We start from the raw sequence: 20,977 nt of genomic DNA, 5'->3' as shown, positions 1-20,977 counted from the left end.
AGTCGCCCCACCCCGGCACGCGAGGCGCACCGGGACGGGCGGTGCACCGCGACATGAGTGGCGGCTCAGGTCTGTTGGGCTCCGGGGCGACGCGGGGAGACGACGAAGGTGCCGGCGGTGGAGACGGGCGAGCCGGGCTTCGTGACGAAGTCCGTGACGTGGTACTCGGCCCGCAGTTCGTGGTGGGACAGGTGCAGCGTGGTGTAGCCGCGCTGCGCGTTGTGCCACTTCAAGTGCGGGTTGACGCCCTCGGTGAGCCAGTTGACGCCGACTTGGTCCATCGCGGCGCCGTCCTTGCCGGAGGTGACGGAGGTACCGGCGAACTCGGTCGCGACGACCTCCGACGACGGGTTGTCGAAGTCGAGCTTCAGGTCGGCGACGACACTGCGGTGGATGTCGCCGGTGAGGACGACCGTATTGCGCACGTTCCGCTGGTACAGGCCGTTCAGCAGGCGCGTGCGGGCATCGACGTAGCCGTCCCACATGTCGAGTCCCGAGGAGAGGACCGCCGGGTTCGGGTCTTGGTCTACCTGGGCGATCAGCGTCTGGTTGCCCAGCACGTTCCACGTGGCGTCGGAGCGGGCGCAGCCGTCGAGCAGCCATGCCTCCTGCTCGGCGCCCAGCATCTGGCGCCCCGGGGCGCGGCGTTCGGCGTCGAAGCCGGCCTTGGTGCCGTCGCCGCCGACCTGGTCGTCGCGGTAGGAGCGGGAATCGAGCATGTGCAGGTCCATGAGGCGCCCGAAGGACATCCGGCGGAACATGCGGGCCTTCGCGCCGTTCGGCTTCTGCGGCAGCCGCAGGGGCAGGTGCTCGTAGTACGCCTGCATGGCGGCGGCCTTGCGGGCGCGGAAGGCCACCGGATCGGCGTCCGGGAAGCCGTCGGTGTCGATCTGGGCCACATCGCCGGCCCAGTTGTTCTCGACCTCGTGATCGTCCCAGGTCAACGCCCAGGCGGTGGAGGCGTGGGCCGCCTGGAGGTCATTGTCGAGCTTGGTGAGCGCGTACCGGTTGCGGTACTCGGCGAGGGTGTAGGTCTCGCGCCGGTACTGGTCGTCGAGTTCGGGCATGGCACGGACGCCGGCGGTAGCGCCCACGCCGTTCTCGTACAGGTAGTCCCCGAGGTGTACGACCAGGTCGTGGTCGCGGTCGGCGATGTGGCGGTACGCCGTGTAGTAGCCCTCGTACCAGCACTGGCAGGAAACGAACGCCAGCGAAAGCCGGTCGCCGCCTCGGCCGAACCGGGAGGGTGCGGTCCGGGCGCGGCCCGCGGGGCTGAGCGCGCCCGCGGCCCGGAACCGGTAGAAGTACTCCGTGCCGGGCCGCAGCCCGCGCACCTCCGGGTGGACGGAGTGGGCGAGTTCCGGGACGGCTGTCGCGGTCCCGGACCGAACGACGTGGCGGAACCGCTCGTCGGTGGCCACCTGCCACTGCACCGCAACCTTGCGCTCGGGCATGCCGCCCCTGCTGTCCACGGCCAGCGGGTCCGGAGCCAGCCGCGTCCACATCACGAAGCCGTCGGGCGACGGGTCGCCGGATGCCACACCGAGCCGGAAGGGGTCGTCCGGGAAACGAGGCGCCGCCCAGGCGCCGGCCGAGCTGAAGCCCGCGCTGAACAATCCGAGGGCGGCCGCGCCTGCGCCGGCCCTGCCGAGCAGGCGGCGTCTACTGAGGTCCATGAGTTCCACCCAGTCCGTAAAGGGAGTTGACGGTCGGATGGATCGTGAGGTGAGGGTGTGTCCATGTCCCGGCGGAAAGTGGATCATGGGATGGCGATCACGCGAACTCGCGCAACTGCGCAGGTGTCGAGTTCACCTGGGCGACGCGCACGCACGGGCCGCAGATCCCGCGCTTCGACGGCGACCTCGCGGGTGAGGCCGCCCGTGTCGCCGACCGGCTACGCGTCCCGCTCACCCGGATCTACCCCGCCGGCTCGCCGCCGTCCTGGACCGACGGCGGACGCCGGAGGCCGCCCTCTGTCGAAGCTCCTGATGTCGCTGTCCGGCGTAGGTATCAGGACCGGCAGACCCCGCTGGTGGGCGACCGGGTGCCAGGCGCATCGGCGGGGGTGCGAACGACGACGCGCGGGCCAGGAAGCAGCCGTCGCGTCAGTCGGCCACCTGCACCACCGCCGTCGCCCCCGCCCGCACCGTCGGCGTCGCGTACGTGTACGTCACGCCGTCGACCGTCTTGGTGCGCACGCGCTGCGGGACCCCGTTGACCTTGATCTTCTTGTGGACCCCGGGGAAGCGGGCCTCCCAGCGGTAGGCGCCGCTGCGCGCGTTGTTCGTCAGCCTGGTCTTCGTCGCGCCGTCGTGCCGCACGGTGATCGTGCTCCTGCCGATGGGTACGTCCGCCGCCTGGAGCCACTTCATGCCGGACGGCAGCCGCGACTGCGTGGTCACCCTCTGGTTCGCCGCGTCCGGTGCGATACCCATCAGGCCCTCGACGGTCTGGCTGACCAGAGTGAACGACACCTCGGGGTAGTCGCCGTTGGGGCCCTGACTGGAGTTGACGTGCTGCACTTCCCGCTGGCCGTAGATCTTCTTCATCCACGTCCAGGCGGTGTCGTTGCGGTTGTTCTTGAAGAACATGTCGGGCAGGTACGTCGTCGACTCGATGTTGGTCGACCCCTCCGGACCCAGCTCCTGCGCCTCGATGTAGTCGAGATAGGCGTCGTTGCGCGGGCCGGGACCGATGATCTGCTTCATCGGCATGAACACGCTGTTCTCCTTGCCCCAGCCGGTGACCGGGGTGCCTGACGTGGTGTACGCGCGGACCAAGTCGGCTCCGTTTCCGCCGCCGCTCCAGTCGTCGTTGAAGTACGCCTTGAGATCGGCGGCACGCCGGTCGTATGTCCTGGCCAGCGTCGTGTCGCCCTTGCCGCGCGCGAGCGTGGCCATCGCCAGATACGCCTGGTACTGCGCGGCGATGCCGTCCCCGGCCTCGGCGAGACCGTCGCCGTCCTGCTCGTTGTAGCTGGCGGCGCCGGCGAAGATGCCGTTGCCCGTGCCCTCGGCGACCTTGACCTTGCCGTTGGGCTTGGCGGTGTTGTGCAGGTCGATGAACTCCTCGGTGGAGTGCCGGTAGAAGTCCCACAGCGTCGGGTCGTCCACGTAGCTCCGGTCGCCGGTCCAGAGGTACGCCTGGCCTGCCTTCTCGACGAGTTCGAAGACGGCCGGCACCTCGCGCACGAAGTCGTCCGGGCTCTTGTAGTCGATGCTCAGGTAGGTCTTGGCGTCGAAGTTGACGGACCACACCGGGAAGTACTTGTGTGCGGCGGTGGCCGACGACGCGTACGAGCGGAGCATCGTCTTGTTCTCGGCGTCGAGGCCGAGGATGTGGGCGCCGGCGAGCTGGTGGGTCGTGTCGCGGGAGTAGTAGGCGCTGCGGTTGGCGTATCCGGCCCAGTAGCCGGCCGCGTACGGCGCGGTGCCGGTGCCGCCGGTCTGGTACTCGTCGACGTTGATCGGGCCCGTCGTGCCAGGCAGCTGCACCCAGCTGTTGGCCTTCTTCTTGGCCCAGCCGAACATCTCGACGACCTCGGGGTCGGACGAGGTGACCTTGGGGTCGGCGGGCGCGGCGGGGGAGACCATCAGGTCGTCGGCGTTGACCCAGCCGCTGCCGGAGCCGAAGGAGATCTCCAGCCGGTCACCGGCCTTCAACTCGACGCGGCTGACGGTGTACCGGGCGTACGTGGCGCGCTGCGGCAGGGCGACCGTGCCGACGGTCTCGCCGTTGCGCCGGACCGTGTACGTGCCGCCGGTGCCGGCGCTTCCGACCCACGCGGAGAAGTCGTAGCTGCCGTTCCGGGGCGCGACGAGGGTCAGCTCGGCGCTCTTGCCGGCGCCGGCGTCGAGGTAGAGGAAGCGGGCACCGCCGTGAGAGTTGCCGGTGCCGACCCCGGTGCCTGCGCCGAAGGTCCAGCCCGTGCCGCCGTTCTCGAAGCCCGGGTCGCCGAGCGTGAGTTGAGGGCGGGTGTCCGACGCGGGAGCCACGCCGTCTCCCGGCGCCGCCGTGGCCGACAGCGCGGGGGCCATCGGCGCGAGCAGGGCAACAGCGGTGAGCAGCATGAGCCTTGAGGGCTTCATCGGGTCTCCCGGTCTTCGGTGACGGCGGGGCGGAGCGGCCGAGTGGTGGCGGAAAGCTAACAGGGGCTGAAGAGGAGATTCAATGGCCATGCGCAAGGAACGTGCAAGATGTGCAACCTGACTGCCGCGCAGAGCAGATGGTCAGGCAGAAAGTTTTCAGGCATGCCTTGCAAGTATGAAAAGTCGCTTGTTAGCTTCCAGTGGCGCCACAAAAGCCGCGCACCCGCCGGACCTCCGGAGCAGCCATGGACGCCCCGCCCCTGAACCAGCCACCGCCAGATGTTGGTCGGCCTGGAGCGGCCCGGTGCCTACAGGCCGTCATCATGTGCAACTCCGCTTTGCCGTTCGTGGTCTGCACCACCGCGTACGACGACATCACCCCGGGCAACTGCACGGCGTCGGACCGTCTTGTGATCGAGGTGACCGGCGGGCAGCGCCCGTTTCGCATGATCGTCCGTGACGGGCGTGGACGTATCATCGACGACTGCGAACGGTCGCCGGGACCGGGGCTGCACATCGTGTCCGTACCTCGCTCGGGGCTGGTCGCACTACGGGTGACGGGAGGAACCGCATGAAGGTCGGCATCACCGAGGTAGCGGACCGGGCGCAGGTGAGCGAGGCCACGGTCAGTCGCGTCATCAACCGGCGCCAAGGCGTGTCGCGCAAGACCCGCGAGGCGGTCGAGCAGGCGATGGCCGACCTGGGCTACGAGCGGCAGACGCGAGGTCAGCTCATCGCGGTCATCACCGAGTTCGTCTCCAACCCGTTCTTCGCCGACGTCTGCGAACGGATCGAGTCCACCCTCGCCCCACACGGCCTGAAGACGGTCCTGTGCCCGTGCTTCCCCGGCGGAGTGCAGGAGCTGGACTTCGTGACCTCCCTCGCCGACCGGGGCGTCGCCGCCGTCGTCTTCCTCTCGGCCAGCAACACGATCGAGGGCGCGGACCCGGAGGCGTACGAACTCCTGCGCTCCCGCAGGATCCCGTTCGTCGGGGTCAACGGCCAGTTCGAGGGCGGAGAAGAGGCGCCGGTCTTCTCCACCGACGACCTGCTGGCGGCCGAACTCGCCGTCGACCACCTTCACCGGCTCGGTCACCGCCGCATCGGCATGGCATCGGGCCCGGTCGGCAACCGCCCGGCCGACCGCCGCGTCAGCGGCTTCGTCTCCTCGCTCGCCAGACGCGGTGTCGAGGACCCGGAGCAGTGGGTGGTCCGGCAGTCCTACACCGTCGAGGGCGGCCAGTCCGCAGCGATCTCACTCCTCGGCCGCGGCGCCACGGCCATCGTCGCCGCCAGCGACTACATGGCCCTGGGTGCGATCCGGGGCGCGCGCCGCCAGGGATACGACGTCCCGGGCGACGTGTCGGTCGTCGGCTACGACGGCGCCATGATCATGGACTTCGTCGATCCCCCGCTCACCACGGTCCGCCAGCCGGCCGACCGCCTGGCCTCGGAGGTGGCCCGCAGCATTCTCGCCCTGGTCGGCAATCGTGACGTCCCCGTCGGTGAACTCCTCTTCGACCCTGAACTGGTGATCCGCGCGAGCACGGCGGCACCGAGGACGGAGTGAGGCGGCGGGAGACCTCCCGGGCACCGGCCTCGGTGTCGCGGAGTACCCGCGACGCCGGACGAGGGTGTCGCCGGTGAGGCTGATCGCCCACTCCGACGTGGTATCGGGCGCAGCGATGTCAACGAGTGCGGAGCGCCGTGTTTGCGCCTTCCGTCGCGGCCGTCGACGGTGTCTCCGGCCCATGCGCACTGAACTGCTCCAGCCGAAAACGAAGTTGGAGAGCTGTCGGCCCTCGGTATCAGTTGCAATTGCTCGTCCACACCATTGACCTAGAGGTCGGATCTATAGAGACTCTGCACGGAGATCATGCCGGGAAAGTAGAGGCAACACCGCATATTCATTGGATGTTTCGTGGTCGGCGGATACTTCGGAGGGGCTATGTCCAGGTTCGCGCTTCTTGGGGTGGCACTCGCGTTGCTCGGAGGTGTCAGCAGTCCTGCCGTCGCGGCGTCGAGGGTGACACCGGTGGTGGTCGCAGTGGACGCCTACGGCGCCGACCCCACGGGCCGGACGGACTCGACGCCCGCTGTCGCCGCGGCGCTGCGGCACGCCAAGAGCGACGATCGGCCGGTCCGGGTTGTCTTCTCCAAGGGCACCTACCAGCTCTTCCCCGAACGGGCCGAGACGCGTGAGCTGTACGTGTCCAACACCGTCGGCGCCGACCAGCGTTACCGGGACAAGAAGATCGGGCTGCTCGTGGAAGACATGCACGACGTCACCATCGACGGCGGCGGGGCCAGACTCGTCTACCACGGCCTTCAGACGGCGTTCGCGTCAATCCGTTCGACCGATGTGACCTTCACGAACTTCTCCTTCGACTACGCGGCCCCCGAGGTCATCGACGCGACCGTCGCCGACACCGGTGTCGCCGACGGGCACGCCTACCGTGTCCTGTCGATCCCTGCCGGCAGCCCGTACCGGGTAAGCGGCACGCACATCACCTGGCTCGGCGAGACCAGTCCGGCCACCGGGCAGCCGTACTGGTCGGGTGTCGACGGACTGCAGTACACACAGATCCACGACCCCAAAGGGCAACGGTCCTGGCGCGGCGACAACCCGATGTTCAACGACGTCGCCGCGGTCACCGACCTCGGCGGCCGCCGGATCCGGATCGACTACACCACTGCGGCACGGCCGGCGGACGCCGGGCTCGTGTACCAGATGCGCCTCATCGAACGAACGGAACCGGGCGCTTTCATCTGGGAATCCAAGAACGTCACGATGCGCTCGATGAACGCCTACTACCTGCAGTCCTTCGGTGTGGTGGGGCAGTTCAGCGAGAACATCTCCATCGACAAAGTGAACTTCGCCCCCGATCCGGCATCCGGCCGGTCGACAGCCTCGTTCGCGGACTTCGTGCAGATGTCCGGCGTCAAAGGGAAAGTCTCGATCACCGGGAATGTCTTCGACGGGCCGCACGACGACCCGATCAACATCCACGGCACCTATCTCGAGGTCGTCGGGAAACCCGGGCCGTCCACCCTCACCCTCGCCTACGAACACCCGCAGACCGCCGGATTTCCGCAATTCGCCCGGGGTGACGAGGTCGAGTTCGCCACCAAGCGCACGATGACCCCGCTGGGGGACGCGCACGCGGTGGTCACCGCGGTCGACGGGCCGAGCGGGATGGACCATACGAAGCCGCTGACCACGATGACCGTCACCTTCGACCGTCCGGTTACTGCCGGGGTCGAGATCGGCGGCACGGTCGTCGAGAACGTCACGGCCACCCCGGCGGTCGTCATATCCCACAACGTGTTCCGCAACGTGCCGACCCGCGGTGTGCTGGTCACCACCCGCAAACCCGTCCTGATCACCGGCAACCGGTTCGACGGGATGTCCATGGCCAGCATCTACGTCTCCGCCGACGCCTACCAGTGGTACGAGTCCGGGCCGGTCGCCGACCTCACGATCCGAGGGAACTCCTTCACGCGGCCCAGCGGACCGGTCATCTTCGTGGAGCCGACCAATCAGGTCATCGACCCGGCGGCCCCGGTGCATCACAACATCTCGGTCGAGCACAACTCGTTCGACATCGGTGACGTCACCGTCGTCAACGCGAAAAGCGTCGGCGGGTTCGCTTTTACCGGAAACACCGTCCGGCGGCTGGACGGAGCGGATCACCCGCCGTACACCTCCCCGCTGTTCGTCTTCCACGGCAGTTCAGACATCCGGATCACGCGCAATCACTACGACAAGGGCCTGAACACCTCCGTGGTCACGGACTGACTCGACGGCGCCCGCGCGACCTGAAGAAGTCTCGGGCGCCGCCGTCCCACCGCGCCTGCGTTCACCGCACGGAGGGGCTCGCCCGGCGCAAGCCCGGCTTCGCCCGGGTCGAAGTCGTGGACCGGATCGGGTTGCCTGAAGCCTGTTCGACGGGCGTGAGCCGGACCAGGTTGCCGCAGTCGCACAGCACGCCCTCACCTGGGCGGACTTACGGCACGGGCACTGGTGCCCCGTAGCGGACCGAGATCCCCGTCTCGGCCAGGCGCTCGGCGATGGCGGGCGCGGCCCGTTCGGCGAGAGCGGCGATGGTGAGGGACGGGTTGACGGTCAGGGAGGTCGGGACCGCGGACCCGTCGGTGACGAACAGGCCCTGGTGGCCGCGCAGTTCGTTGCTGTCGGTGAGGGCGCTGGTGGAGGGAGTGTCACCCATGCGGGCCGAGCTGATGGGGTGGGCGGTCACGGTTCCGGCGACGTCCTCCTGCCAGGGCCGGACCCGGGACAGCCCGTCCTTCTCGAGAATGCCGCGCAGCGCCTCGTCGGCCTTGCGCCAGCCGTCGCGGGTGCGGTCGGTGGGGTGATAGGTCATCGTGCCCAGTCCGAGCCCGGGAGCGAGACGGATGAAGCTGCCGGTGGGCGGGGGAGTGGCTGCGAAGACGCCCTCGTTGTCGTCCTCGGTCATGGCGAGCAGGGTGAGCCAGGACTTCCAGCGTGAGCGCAGAGCACGACCCGGTATGCCGAACCAGTTCGGCGCGTCGGTGGCCTGGGCCAGCACATTGGTGAGGGGCGGGAAGTAGATCTGCTGGAGCATGAAGCGGCTGAACTCGGGCTGTGTGGCGTCCAGGAAGTCGTATGTCGCCGCTGTGATGGGGCGGCCGATCGGCAGGCCCTCGTATGGGACGCCGTCGGGACGGGACAGACCCAGAAGGGAGCGCACCTTGGTCTCGTTCACGTCAGCGACGCTCACCCGGTCGCCGTTGCCCGAGAAGTACCGTCCCACCGCCGACGGGATGCCGCCGAGCAGCGGGGCGGAGCGCTGGAGGACGACGGGAGTGCCGACAGCCCCGGCGGCGAGGACGACCGTCCGGGCATGGATGGTCCCGATCTGGAGGGTGCACGTGTAGTCGTCGGGGTCGAGCACCGTGTAGGTGACGGCGTACCGGTAGCCCGGTTCGAGTGATGGCGCGATGGTCTGTACTTCGTGCAGCGGCCGGATCGTCGCGCCGTGCGCTTCCGCCGCCGGCAGGTAGTTGAGCAGCATCGAGCGTTTGGCGTCGAAACGACAGCCGGACAGCATCCAGTTGCAGTTGGTGCACCGTTCGGTGTCGACGGCCACCGGTACGGGATTGCAGGTGTGGCCGGCGCGTTGGCAGGCGGCGGCCAGTACACCGCCGGCGTAGGAGACGTCCGGCCAGCCGGTTCGGGTGACCGGGATGGCCTCCTCGACCCGGTCGTACCAGGGGTCGAGCGCGGCGCGGGTGAGAGCGGCCGGCCAGATGCGCCGGCCGATGCTGCCGCGGCGTTCGAAGACGAAGGCGGGGGCGCGCAGCGAGGCGGCGAAGTAGGAGACACTGCCGCCGCCGACGCAGTTGCCGGCGACGACGGCGATGCCGTCGCCGCGCACGACGTCGACGATGCGGTTGTAGGTTCCCAGTCGCATCGAGTGGACGAAGTCGTCCGCCGCCAGGCGGGGACCGCGTTCGAGGACGGTGACCCGTGCGCCCCCGGCGGCGAGGTAGTAGGCGGGGATCGCCCCGCCGAAGCCGCTTCCGGCCACGAGGACATCTGTGGTCTGCACGCTCATGCGGGGCTCCCTGACGCGGTGGTCGCGGGGTGCGGGGCGGCGAGGGCTCTGCCGTAGGAGTAGGTGGGGAAGCGCCACAGACCGTCGGGGTCGGGCTGGGGGAAGTCCAGCCAGGCCAGTCCGGGATGGCCTGTGGTGAGGGCCTGGCGTGTGTCGAGGTGCGCCGCGGTGTCGAAGGCGAGGCCGGTGAGCAGGCTGAGCACCTGCCAGATGGCGCGGTCGGGGTCTTCCGGGCCGAAGAGTCCGCGGACCAGCGCGGTGCGGTGGCCGAAGGACAGACCCACGAAGGCCGGGCTGGTGAGGGGAAGCAGGATGAGGTGGGTGGCGGCGTAGGCGATGGCGCGGGCGTTGAGCAGGGCCGCGATCTCCGGCAGTACGGGGGCCAGCGGCAGGTCGGGCGAGGTGAGGGTACTGATCACTCCGGCCTGCACGGCGCCCGGTCCTGTGACGGCGCCCGCGATGGCCAGGTCGCCGGCGAAGCGGCGCTCACCCGGGATCAGGGTGTCGGCGAACGCCTCCATCGTCTGGACGGTCCAGCCGGCGGAAGCGGCGGAAGCGGCGGAAGCGGCGGGAGCGGCGTCGGCGGCCTCCGCGCGGGCGACTGCGGGGAACTGCAGCGCGGACAGGGCTCCCGAGGTGGCGACGAGCGCCCTGAGGACTGCCCTTCGATCGATCGAGGACACGGTGCTCACCCGATCGCGGCGCAGATGGGCGAGTACGGGAGGGGCGTGGTCAGGCCCGACTCCCCGGCCTCCGTGCCGTAATCGTCCAAGGCGTCGGCCAGCTCCGGGTACACAGGGCGCAGAGCGGCGACGGCGTCTCCGATGCCGACGCTCTGGCCGTGTATGCGGAAGCCGCTCAGCCTCGCTCCAGCCAGCCCCCCGGACTTGTCCCACCAGTACTGGCCGTCCCAGGTCACCCAGGGCGTGGAGCCGGTGGTGGTCTGCACGCTCCAGTGGTCCTTCTGGTAGTAGCGGCACGTGATCATGGCGAGGGCGAAGCGTGAGGGTTCGGCGACGAGGAAGCGCAGGGCGCCGCCGTTGTCGAACGTGATGTCACGCTTGCTGTACTCGACGCACAGCGGGTCGCGGAACATGAGCCACCACGGTGGAGTCTCCCCCTCGCCGAACCGGTGCCAGTCGCAGGTGGCGGCGAAGGAGGGTTCGGTGAACGGCCCGGTCCGGGACTCGGTGAGCGTGGTCTCGGACACCGCGGGGGAACGCGGAACCGCCGATGCGGTTCCCGGTACGAGAGCGGTGACGCACAACGACCCAGCAATTGCCAGGTACATGCCAACTTTGCGGAAGTGAGACGAACGAGTCAAGGGATTCCTGCCTTACTCGCGGCGACGGCCGATGGACCGGGCCGCGGCGCGGTCCGGCACACCCAAAGAGTGAGGCATGACTACGCCTCAGTAAAGAGGTGGGTGAGTGGCTCTTCCACTGAGTCACCGTACATCTGCTTCCAAGGAGGCGTCCGAGGCGCACGGGGCAGTAGTGCACATGTGAGGGCGGGAGCGGTCGCTGTCCTGTCGCGTGGATGTCTCTCGTGCCGTGGTCGAGCTCAATCCCTCGCCTGTCAGCGGAAGTTCGGTTCCGTCCAGCTGACGGTGCGGAGCAAGTGTGTCGCCGTGGGAACGGCATCAGCTCGGCCACCGTCCCGAAGGGTCGCCACAGTGGAGATGCCGGCTGCTGCTGACCCCGTGGAAACGTCCCCATGGGTGCCCGGAACAGGCGAGGTCACCTCACGAATCTCGACTCACGCATCCCCACGGGTGTGGGGAGGGTCCGGACCCTTCCACCTGGAACCTCACCGGGGACCATCACCGCGCATGCGGGGGAGCAGGGCCTGCCTGACGGCCAGGCCCCGCCCCACAGTGTGGCGCCGCCGAGGCGGTCGTCGCACGCGGCTGCGCGGTGGCCTTCTGAGTGATCACCGGCTGGGTATCGGCCTGCCTCAACTGGGAGGCTCCCTGTCGGCCTGCGCTCCGGGCAAGCCCGGAAGGCGTTCAGTCGATGCCGGCGGCCGACGGAGCGGTAGGGGATGTGCATGTCTATACGCCTATTTATAGCTATTCTTCTTGTGTGCTTGCCGATGTAATTGATGCGGTGACGTACCGCCGATACCGGTGCTTCGACGGCCCTGGCGCCGTCAGGTGAACATCCGGTACCGCAGGTGTGGGCTACGGCTCTCGAACAGGCCGACCGCCGCCCGGTGCCCCCGACGATCGGCACAAGGCGGTGCTGCTCGGTGTCGGTGCGGTCTGAGCGCGTGTCTACAGCGGGCGCCGGCAGTGAGGTCGGATGGAAGGGCGACAAGCCTGGTGCCGGCTGTGACGGCCTCGGGTGCACGGCAGCCGAGGCCGGCCAAAGTCTTGAAAGGTCGGTGAACGTGCGTGGGGTCTGCCGCCTCCAGCCCCGCCTGGGACTGGGATGGTCTGGCCGCTTCCTTCCGCTGCCTGGTACGGGACGCGGGCGCCTCCGGCGGCATGCTCTTCCTCCTGCCGCAGCGGGAGGAGGTGCTGCACCTGTCGATGGTGTACGGGTCTGTGCGGCCCGTCGCCGCCCCGTGGGCCCGTATTCGGTTGGAGGAGGCGATCCCGGCGGCTGAAGCGGTCAGGGAAAGGCGGCTGATCTGGGTCGGCACTCCCGAGGACATGGCGTTGCACTATCCAAGGCTCGCTCTGGAGGTCTCCGACCACGCGGTGGCGGCCGCCCCGATCACCACCAGTGACGCTGTGCTCGGCGCTGTGTGCCTCCTGTGGCCCTCCTGGCATCCCCAGGGAATGAGCCGGCAGGAGATCGAGGCGATCGACACGTTCTGTGACCAGGCAGGTCTCTCGCTGCAGCGAGCGGCGCAGAGCGGTCACCCGTGGCTGCCCGGGGCCCGACCGGTGGTGCTCGAGACGGTGCGCTCGCGCACCCCGGACCGGGCCGAAGCCCTGGCGGCTCATGACTTCGCCATCCGCTTGCCGGGGGCGGTGTCCCTGGACCTGGACGGACGGATCGTTTTCGTCAGTGAGGCGTCGCTCGACCTGCTCGGAGCACCCGCTGCCGACTTGCTGGGCGCACACCCGTGGGAGTGCCTGCCATGGCTTGGCGATTCCACCTTCGAGGACCTGTTCCGGGCCACGGTCGTCAGCCACCGTCCGGCTCGCTTCGCTGCCCGGCGCTCACCTGATCTGTGGCTGTCCTTCGAGCTCTACCCCGACGCCTCCGGCGTCAGCATCCATGTGGTTCCCCTTCCGGATGCGCCGTCCGCCGGTCCGGAGCAACCGGTCCCCACTCTCGCGCAGCGCACCGAAGCCAGGCCGCTCTATCACCTGATGCACCTGGCGGCGAGCCTCGCAGAGGCGGTGCGAGTGGAAGATGTGGCCGACACGGTCGCCGACCAGCTCATGCCTGGTTTCGGTGCCACAGGCCTGGCCATGATGACGGCCGACGAAGGACGGCTGCGAGTCATCGGTCACCGCGGATACAGCCGAGCATTCATGGACCGCTTCGACGGCCAGTCCCTGGGCTCCGCTACCCCGGCCGTGCGAGCCCTGACCAGTCACACGCCCCTCTTCTTCACCAGCTTCGCCCAGTTCCGCCACGCCTACCCTGACGCTGTCCGTTATAGCGGCAGGAACGCATGGGCCTTCCTGCCGCTCGTCATCCGCAGCCGCCCCATCGGGATCCTGGCGCTGTCCTACAACCAGGCTCGGTGTTTCCCCCCAGCGGAGCGCAACCTCCTCGTCTCGACCGCGGGACTGATCGCCCAGGCCCTGGACAGGGCCTGCCTCTACGAGGCCAAGGACAATCTCGCCCGGACGCTGCAGACCGCTCTCCTGCCCAAAGAACTGCCTGCCATCGACGGCCTGCAAGCTGCCGCACGCTACCTGCCCGCGATACACGGCATGGACATCGGCGGAGACTTCTACGACCTCATCCGCTGCTCCACCACCAGCGCCGCAGCCGTCATCGGTGACGTTGAAGGTCACAACGTCCAGGCCGCAGCCCTGATGGGCCAACTGCGCACTGCCATTCACACGCATGCCGCGGCCGGCACACATCCAGACGAACTCCTGGCCCACGCCAACCGCGTGGTGTGCGACTTCAATCCGGGACTGTTCGCCAGCTGTCTCTGCATCCACCTCGATCTGGCCAACCGCCGCGCCCGCCTGGCCACAGCCGGACACCTGCCACCTCTGCTCCGCCACCCCGACAGCCGTACCGAAGTACTCAGCGTTCCCCCAGGCCCGCTTCTTGGCATCAGCGCGGACGCCGACTACCCCGCCGTTGAGATCGAACTGCCCCCGCGCACCACTCTCGCCCTGTACACCGACGGCCTGGTCGAAGCCCCCGGCGTCGACATCGACCATGCCATCACCGCTCTTGCCGACCAGCTCGCCCGAACGCGCGACGAGGATATGGAGGCCACCGCTGATGCCCTCCTCGCCCACGCCCGGCACAACGTCCCCGGCACCGACGACATGGCCATGCTGCTGGTGCACTCCACGTGACTAGTGACCCGACGAGTGCGGTGGGACAGGGTGACGAACACAGGGCCGCGCGTACTGCCTCTGATCAGCTGAAGCGGGCAGACACGGGGAATCGCAACCACTTGTTGATGGCGGCGAGGAGGACGGTTACCTCGTAGCGGACCGCGAGCTTGTCGTACCTCGTCGCCACTGCGCGGTGTTTCTGGGGCGGTTGATACCGCACTCAACCCCGGTGCCGCGCCTTGTAGTACTGCGGGTCGAACTTCGGTGGGGCAGCCACCGCGAGAGCCGAGTTCTCGCGATGGCGGGTCAGGTCGGCCTGGTCCGGGATGGGGTGCCGCGGGTGCCTCGGCGTCGCAGGTGGGCCCGGTTCCTTCGGGATGCGTATGGCACTCCAGGTGGCGGGACTTCACTACGGATCTAAGGTGGCGGCAGATGCCGTCGCCTGGCGGATCAACGAACAACAGGAGGCGGGGCGGCCGTGAGGACCCTCTACCAAATCGACTCCTTCACGCGTGTGCCCTTCACCGGCAACCCAGCAGGCGTGGTGCTCGATGCGGAGGGCATGACGGACGCGGCCATGCTCGCGGTCGCACGCGAACTGAACAACTCCGAGACCGCCTTCGTCCTGCCTGCCGACGGCCCCGACCATGACGTGCGGGTCCGCTTCTTCACCCCGACCACGGAGGTTCCGGCCTGCGGGCACGCCACCGTGGGGGCGCACTTCGCGCGCGCGGTCGAGTACGGACTGCCCTCGTGCTCGTTCGTGCAGAAGACTGGCGGTGGACTGCTCCAGCGGGTGGAGATCCAGCGCGACGGCGACCACGTACGGATCGGTGTCCATCAGGGCGCCGCCGACTTCGGCCCGGAACTGGACCGCCACCAGGTCGACCGACTGCGGGAAGCGCTGGGCGTCCTGGCCGGCGATCTCACGGGCAGCGGTCCGGTCCAGATCGTGTCGACCGGGCACTCCAAAGTGCTCGTCGAGCTGCGCGACCGGGCAGCGGTGGACGGACTGCGCCCGGATTCCGCCGCGTTGACCGAGCTCAGCCGGGAGGTGAGCAGCAACGGATTCTTCGTCTTCACCCGTGCCACCCGCGACCCCAGCTTGCTCACATGGTCCCGGATGTTCGCGCCCGCGATCGGCATCCCGGAGGATCCGGTCACCGGCAACGGGCACGGGCCCCTCGGCGCGTACCTCGTGCACCACGGCATCGTTGCGGCCCCCGGAGGACGGCTGACCTTCACCGGGCGTCAGGGAGCGGCGATGGGGCGGCCCGGTGAGGCCCACGTGCGCGTCGACGCCACGACCCCCGGCGAACTCGTAGTGTCTGTCACCGGTGACGCCGCGATAGCCTTCCGCGCTCAGCTGAACGCCTGACGGAGAATCGTTTGCCGTTGCTGCCGTTGCTGCCGTTGCTGCCGGCACCCCGCCCTGCTGGGCGCGACCTGCTGCAGGTCACCCGCCGGGCCGACAACGCCTACGGCCCGCCCGATTTGGCGGCGCTGCTCGGAATCCTGATCACCGCGGCGAAGCGCCGCCCGTATGACGGGGAGCCCGTCGTGATGAGACGCGACGTCACACTCCACGAACTCGCCCAGGGACTGCGCACGATGTCGCAAGGCCTCCGGTGGTTCGACAGTCACGACCCGGAGGAACAGTGTTGTCCCGATCGGGGCGTTGCAGGTCGCTGCGGTGACGGAGGGGGCCGTCACAATTGACCGTCATAGCCTGCGCTGGTGATCGTACGATCGCCCCATGACTGCGGACGCGCGAATCAAGCAGGCTGAAGTCCTTTACGAGAGAGCTGTCTTCGGCGGGGACAGCGCCGCACTGGTCACCGCTGACATGGGGCTCGATGCGGTCGAGGCGGACCTCGCCCTGGCCCGTGGCCGCCTGATCCATGCTCGTTTCCTGGACGAGCGCGTCGAAGACGCACGCGAGCTGGAGCTCTTCGAGCGCGCAGCAGAGCTGTACAGGCGGATCGACGATGTCCGGGGAGAGGGCGAGGCGCTGTTCTGGGTCGGCACCTTTCACCAGGTGGTCCGCGACGACACGCAGACAGCCTTGCCTGCCTTCACACGCGCCCTCGATCTCGCCACCGGGGCCGATGACCAGCTGACCATGTCCTACGCCCTTCGCCACCTTGGCTTCGCTGAGCACATGGCCGGACGGCTGGACGCGGCACGAGCGCACTTCGAGGAGTCCACCCGCTTGCGCCGCACGCTCGGGTTCCTGCCGGGGGTGGCGGCAAACCTGATCGCACTCGCGCAGCTGGCCGTCGAACGGAATCAGCGGGACGATGCTGCGACGTTGCTCGAGGAGGCCAGGGGGCTGGCCGAGAGTACCGATTCCGACGGCGTCCTGGGCTGGGTGGCGGAGGCCCGCGAGAGGCTCGACTTGCAGTAACAGCGTGTGGCGCTCGGACTCTCCCGGCAATCCGTTGAGCAGGGAGCGGACGAGAGCCGCCGGTCATCGAGGCGGCGGCTGCGCCGGGGACCGCCACCGGCCGTACGGTGGCGGGCACAGCCGAGAGGAGGTCGGCCGACCTCCCCGCGCACCGGCGGAAGCACTCATGATTCGCCGGACACCCCTCCTACGCGCGTTGCGAAGTCACTGAACCCGTCGCAGCAGCCGACTCAGGAACTCGGCAGTCCAGCGGGTCCCTGCCTCGCCTCCGCCAGGATTCCAGGAACCAGTCCGCTTCGGGTCCACGTGCGGGTGGAGTCGAGCACCGGCGGTGCCGTCGGCGAAAGATTGTCGAGGTGCGGTCGGGGTGGTGGGGCGGGAGTAGTGCGGCCGGGAAGGTCGAGTGCGGCCGGGAAGGTCGAGTGCGGCCGGAAAGGTCGAGTGCGGCCTGCGGGCCCAAGTCGCGGCGCGCGGCGATCTCTTCCAGGTGTCGGGCCATCTCAACTATTCAGGCGTCGTCGACACTGGGGCCTTCTTCCGAAGTGGGCGATGGTGTCGAGGGAGGGCCGAGCCCGTCCGGAGAGTCTTGCCGCTCGAGTGCTGACCTGCCTGGCGCCTCGTCGGGTTTCCGACCGTGTTCGTCCGTTCGGCTGCGGGCGGCCGTGGCGGTGAAACCATCGAAACCGGTGAGATCGTGGACGTTGTGAAGTCGACCGCGGCACTGGAGCGGGGGCACGGCACCGGCACCGACGTCGAGCCTGCCCCTGGGGGCCGTCCGGTGCTGATCGCCGCCTGCCGGCGAGTTCGGGCGCGGGCCTCCGTCGGACGCGGCGGCCGCTCCGTACGTGTCGGCGAACCGGGCCGTTTACCCGCGGTACCTCTGTCGTTTAGGCATCTTTGCGAAGAATAGACGTTGTCGTAAAGGTGACTTGACGTCTAGTGGACAGGTCAGAGGGCTGACCTCGACCCTTCGCGGTACCACTGTGTCCTCCCATGAGACATGAGAACCACAAGTGGAGCCCCGGGGGCCACCTCCCTCGGCAGCGGCGTGCGGCGGCGACCGCCGTCCTCGTGGCGCTCCTGGCCGGTCTGACGGCCGCTCCCGGTGCCGCCCAGGACCTCGGCTCGGACACCGGACGGGCGGGCGTCTCCGCGCGGGCCGGGGCGGCCCGGTCACCGATGATCGCCCGGCACCAGGTCACCCTGATCACCGGCGACCGCGTCACGCTGGAGACGGACACCTCGGGCAAGCAGAGTGTCTCGGTCGAGCCCGCCGAAGGCCGCGAGCGTCTCACGTTCATCAAGCGCCAGGACGGCGGGGACTGGACGGTCATACCCGCAGACGCTCTCCCTCTGCTCGCGACGGGCCGTCTCGACAAGACGCTGTTCAACGTTTCCGCGCTGGTCCAGGGAAAGTACGCCGAACGATCGAGTCTGCCGCTGATCGTCCAGTACGCGGGTGACGCGGACACCGCTGAGCGCCGGCTCACCGCGGCGGGGGCCGACAAGGTCCACTCCATCTCCGGAACCTCCTTCGCGACCCTTGGCGAACACCGCGAGGACGCCGCGGGATTCTGGCAGGGCATCGCCCCCAGCCGCGCGGGCGCCACCGCATTCGGCGCGGGCGTGCGCCGGGTCTGGCTGGACGGCCACGCCAAGGTCCAGCTCGACAAGACAGTGCCGCGCATCGGAGCCCCCCACGCCTGGGAGAAGGGCTACACCGGCACCGGCGTCAAGGTCGCGGTGCTCGACACCGGTTACGACCCGAACCACCCGGACCTGAAGGGCCTCGTCACCGAGTCGGCGAACTTCACCACCGAGCCGAACACCGACGACCTGATGGGGCACGGCACCCACGTGACCTCGACCATCGCCGGTTCCGGCGCAGCGTCCGACGGCCGGTACAAGGGCGTCGCGCCCGGTGCGCGGATCCTGACCGGCAAGGTGTGCACCGCGGACGGCAACTGCGACAACTCCGACATCATCGAGGGCCTGGCCTGGGCTGCCCAGCACGGCGCCAAGGTGATCAACCTCAGCCTGGGCGATGTCGACACGCCGGAGACCGACGCCGTCGAGGCCATGGTCGACACCGTCACCCGCGACTACGGCTCCCTGGTCGTGGCCGCGGCCGGCAACAGCGGCCCCGGCAAGGTCTCCTCGCCCGCCTCCGCCGACCAGGCGCTGGCCGTCGGCGCCGCCGAGGCCGACGAGGACCTCGCGGCCTTCAGCTCGGTCGGCCCGCGCGTGGGCGACTCCGGCCTCAAGCCGGACCTCATCGCCCCCGGAGTCAACGTCGTCGCCGCCAGAGCGGGCGGCACCACCGCCGACGACGGCTACGTCGGGATGAGCGGCACGTCCATGGCCACACCGCACGTGGCCGGAGCCGCCGCCATCCTGTTCCAGCAGCACCCCGACTGGACGGCCGAGCAGGTGAAGCGCCAGCTGGTGCAGTCGGCGACCGGCGCCAAGGAGCGCGGCGCCTACACCCAGGGCTCCGGGCGCGTCGACATCGCCCGGGCCGTCGACCAGGAGGTCACCGCCGAGCCCGCCGGACTGGACTTCGGGCTCGCCCGCTGGACGGACGGCGCTCGGCCGCCGGTGAAGAAGACGGTCACCTACCGCAACCCGGGCGGCGAGCCGGTCACCCTCCACCTGAAGCAGAAGGCGGTCCGCGGCAAGACGAACGAGCCCGCCCCCGAGGGCCTGTTCCGTCTCAACGCCGACACGGTCACCGTGCCCGCGCACGGAACGGCGGACGTCACCCTCACCGCGGCCCCGGCAACCACCACGAACTACGCCGCCTACAGCGGCGTGGTGACCGCGGCCACCACGGACAACCAGGTATCGGTGCGCGTGCCGTTCGGCATGGACGTCGAGCAGCCGTCCTACGACCTGCGCATCGACCTGAAGAGCCGCACGGGTACGGCCCCCGACATCGCCTACCTGCTGGTCAACTCGGCCGACGGCAAGGCCTACGAGGTGGAAGCGCTCAGCAAGAGCAGCACCGTGGTGCGGGTGCCGAAGGACACCTACTCGGTGAGCGGCTTCTTCTTCGACGCGTCCTTCACCGAGGGCATCATCGTCGGCGTGCCGAAGGTCGTGATGAGTGCCGACCGGCAGGTCGCCATCGACGCCCGTAAGGCCAAGCCCGTCACGGTCTCGGCGCCGAGCCGCTCGGCGCGCATCATCTCGGCCGAGATCGGCACCATCAGCCTGGACGACGAGCTTCTGTCCGTCACCATGAACAACGCGGTCGGCGACGACCACATCGAGGGCGTGTACGCAACACCGACGGCGCGGTACACGGACTCGAAGTTCACCTATCTCGTCAGCACCGTCTGGGGTGACCCCACCGGCGCGGACGGGAACCCCTCGTCGGTCTATTACCTCGCTCGTCCGGTGCACGGCGCCATCCCGGCCGACCCCGGCTACAACCCCCGCAAGTCGGAGCTGGCCAAGGTGAACACCACGTTCGCGGCCACCACGCCGGGCACCGTCGCCGCCCGCCTCGTCTGGATGTATGTCGACAACGTCCGCTTCGGCGGTCGGGCCCTGCTGGGGCTTCCGGTTCCGACGCGGCGCGTCGACTACTTCTCGGCGGCCGACGGCCTGCGCTGGCAGACGGCCTTCGACCAGAACAACATCTTCGACCCGGACACCCGTGGTCAGAGCTACCTCGGTGTTCTGCACGGCTACAAGGCCGGCGCCGAGGTCGAGGAGCGCTGGAACGGCGGGGTCCAGGCCGTTGGTCTCTCGCCCGAGGTGTGGGCCTTCCGCGAGGGCGACACCATGTTCCGTTCCTTCCAGTCGGCCGCGAACGGAAACCTCGACCTGGTGGCCGACACGACGTCCGGCCTGCCCAAGGTGGAACTGCGGCGCAACGGCGAACTGGTCTCCGAGGACTGGAGCATGAGCGACGTACCGGCCGACGCCACCCCCGCCGACTACCGTCTGACGGTCGAGCACGACCGTGACCTCGGCCCCAGCTCCGTCTCCACGAGCCTTCGGGCCGAATGGCGGTTCCGGTCGCAGACCACGGCGACACGCCAGGCCCTGCCGATGTACGCGGTGCGCATGTCGCCGGAACTGGACGAGTGGAACCGTGCCAAGGCCGGGCGCGCCCTCGACGTCCCGGTGCTGATCCAGCGCACGGCCGGCGCCGCCGTATCGCCCATCCGCACCCTCACCGTCGACGTCTCCTACGACGAGGGCAGGACGTGGCAGTCGGTGAGGGTCAAGGGATCCGGCCTGCAGCACACCGTGACAGTGGACAGTCCGCGACGTGCCGCGGGCGGCTCGGTCAGCCTGCGCGCCCACGTCGTGGACGCGGCGGGCAACTCCTTCAAGGAGACCGTCATCAGGGCCTACCTCCTCAAGTAGCGAGAGGCCAGGCACG

Annotated in this window: 12 protein-coding genes; 7 read left to right on the top strand and 5 right to left on the bottom strand. The window is 69.1% G+C overall.

Annotation, left to right across the window (positions count from 1 at the left end):
• Positions 1-65: 65 nt before the first annotated feature.
• A complete protein-coding gene (locus tag ACFV0T_RS25210) occupies positions 66-1,676 on the bottom strand; it encodes an alkaline phosphatase D family protein (protein WP_385783248.1) in 1,611 nt (536 codons plus the stop codon).
• Between the two features lie 429 nt (positions 1,677-2,105).
• Positions 2,106-4,088, bottom strand: coding sequence for a hypothetical protein (locus ACFV0T_RS25205; protein ID WP_385783245.1), 1,983 nt, complete (start codon positions 4,086-4,088; stop codon positions 2,106-2,108).
• Between the two features lie 571 nt (positions 4,089-4,659).
• Here ACFV0T_RS25205 and ACFV0T_RS25200 point away from each other — a divergent pair.
• Together ACFV0T_RS25200 and ACFV0T_RS25195 are read left to right on the top strand one after the other, a co-directional pair.
• Positions 4,660-5,658 carry a LacI family DNA-binding transcriptional regulator gene (locus ACFV0T_RS25200; protein ID WP_385783243.1) on the top strand — a complete coding sequence of 333 codons (999 nt, stop codon included), beginning with the start codon at positions 4,660-4,662 and terminating at the stop codon, positions 5,656-5,658.
• Between the two features lie 465 nt (positions 5,659-6,123).
• The gene (locus tag ACFV0T_RS25195) at positions 6,124-7,887 is read left to right on the top strand and encodes a right-handed parallel beta-helix repeat-containing protein (RefSeq protein WP_385783239.1); all 1,764 of its coding nucleotides are present in this window, start codon (positions 6,124-6,126) and stop codon (positions 7,885-7,887) included.
• A gap of 208 nt (positions 7,888-8,095) precedes the next feature.
• On the opposite strand, the gene ACFV0T_RS25190 is transcribed toward ACFV0T_RS25195, so the two are convergent.
• Genes ACFV0T_RS25190 through ACFV0T_RS25180 form a run of 3 tightly spaced genes read right to left on the bottom strand, consistent with a single transcriptional unit; the run spans position 8,096 to position 10,898 of the window.
• On the bottom strand, positions 8,096-9,688 hold the full coding sequence (locus ACFV0T_RS25190) for a GMC family oxidoreductase N-terminal domain-containing protein (RefSeq protein WP_385783236.1): 1,593 nt from the start codon (positions 9,686-9,688) through the stop codon (positions 8,096-8,098).
• A complete protein-coding gene (locus ACFV0T_RS25185; RefSeq protein WP_385783233.1) occupies positions 9,685-10,371 on the bottom strand; it encodes a DUF5987 family protein in 687 nt (228 codons plus the stop codon). Before ACFV0T_RS25185 ends, ACFV0T_RS25190 begins: the two co-directional genes overlap by 4 nt.
• 5 nt (positions 10,372-10,376) lie before the next feature.
• Positions 10,377-10,898 carry a hypothetical protein gene (locus tag ACFV0T_RS25180; protein WP_385783230.1) on the bottom strand — a complete coding sequence of 174 codons (522 nt, stop codon included), beginning with the start codon at positions 10,896-10,898 and terminating at the stop codon, positions 10,377-10,379.
• Positions 10,899-12,083: 1,185 nt separating this feature from the next.
• Here ACFV0T_RS25180 and ACFV0T_RS25175 point away from each other — a divergent pair.
• The 5 genes from ACFV0T_RS25175 to ACFV0T_RS25155 all read left to right on the top strand — a co-directional run bounded on the left by ACFV0T_RS25175 (position 12,084) and on the right by ACFV0T_RS25155 (position 20,961).
• Positions 12,084-14,192: a SpoIIE family protein phosphatase gene (locus ACFV0T_RS25175; RefSeq protein WP_385783227.1), complete on the top strand. Its 2,109-nt coding sequence runs from the start codon at positions 12,084-12,086 to the stop codon at positions 14,190-14,192.
• 460 nt (positions 14,193-14,652) lie between these two features.
• The gene (locus ACFV0T_RS25170; protein ID WP_385783224.1) at positions 14,653-15,552 is read left to right on the top strand and encodes a PhzF family phenazine biosynthesis isomerase; all 900 of its coding nucleotides are present in this window, start codon (positions 14,653-14,655) and stop codon (positions 15,550-15,552) included.
• Positions 15,553-15,563: 11 nt separating this feature from the next.
• Complete coding sequence (locus ACFV0T_RS25165; RefSeq protein ID WP_385783221.1) at positions 15,564-15,893, top strand: hypothetical protein; 330 nt, start codon at positions 15,564-15,566, stop codon at positions 15,891-15,893.
• Between the two features lie 37 nt (positions 15,894-15,930).
• A complete protein-coding gene (locus ACFV0T_RS25160; protein WP_385783219.1) occupies positions 15,931-16,581 on the top strand; it encodes a tetratricopeptide repeat protein in 651 nt (216 codons plus the stop codon).
• Between the two features lie 993 nt (positions 16,582-17,574).
• Complete coding sequence (locus ACFV0T_RS25155) at positions 17,575-20,961, top strand: S8 family serine peptidase (RefSeq protein ID WP_385783217.1); 3,387 nt, start codon at positions 17,575-17,577, stop codon at positions 20,959-20,961.
• Positions 20,962-20,977: the final 16 nt, after the last annotated feature.

Origin of the sequence: Streptomyces sp. NPDC059582 (genome assembly GCF_042735715.1) — a bacterium.
Taxonomy (GTDB): Bacteria; Actinomycetota; Actinomycetes; order Streptomycetales; family Streptomycetaceae; genus Streptomyces.
This window is presented reverse-complemented; position numbering and strand designations above follow the sequence as displayed.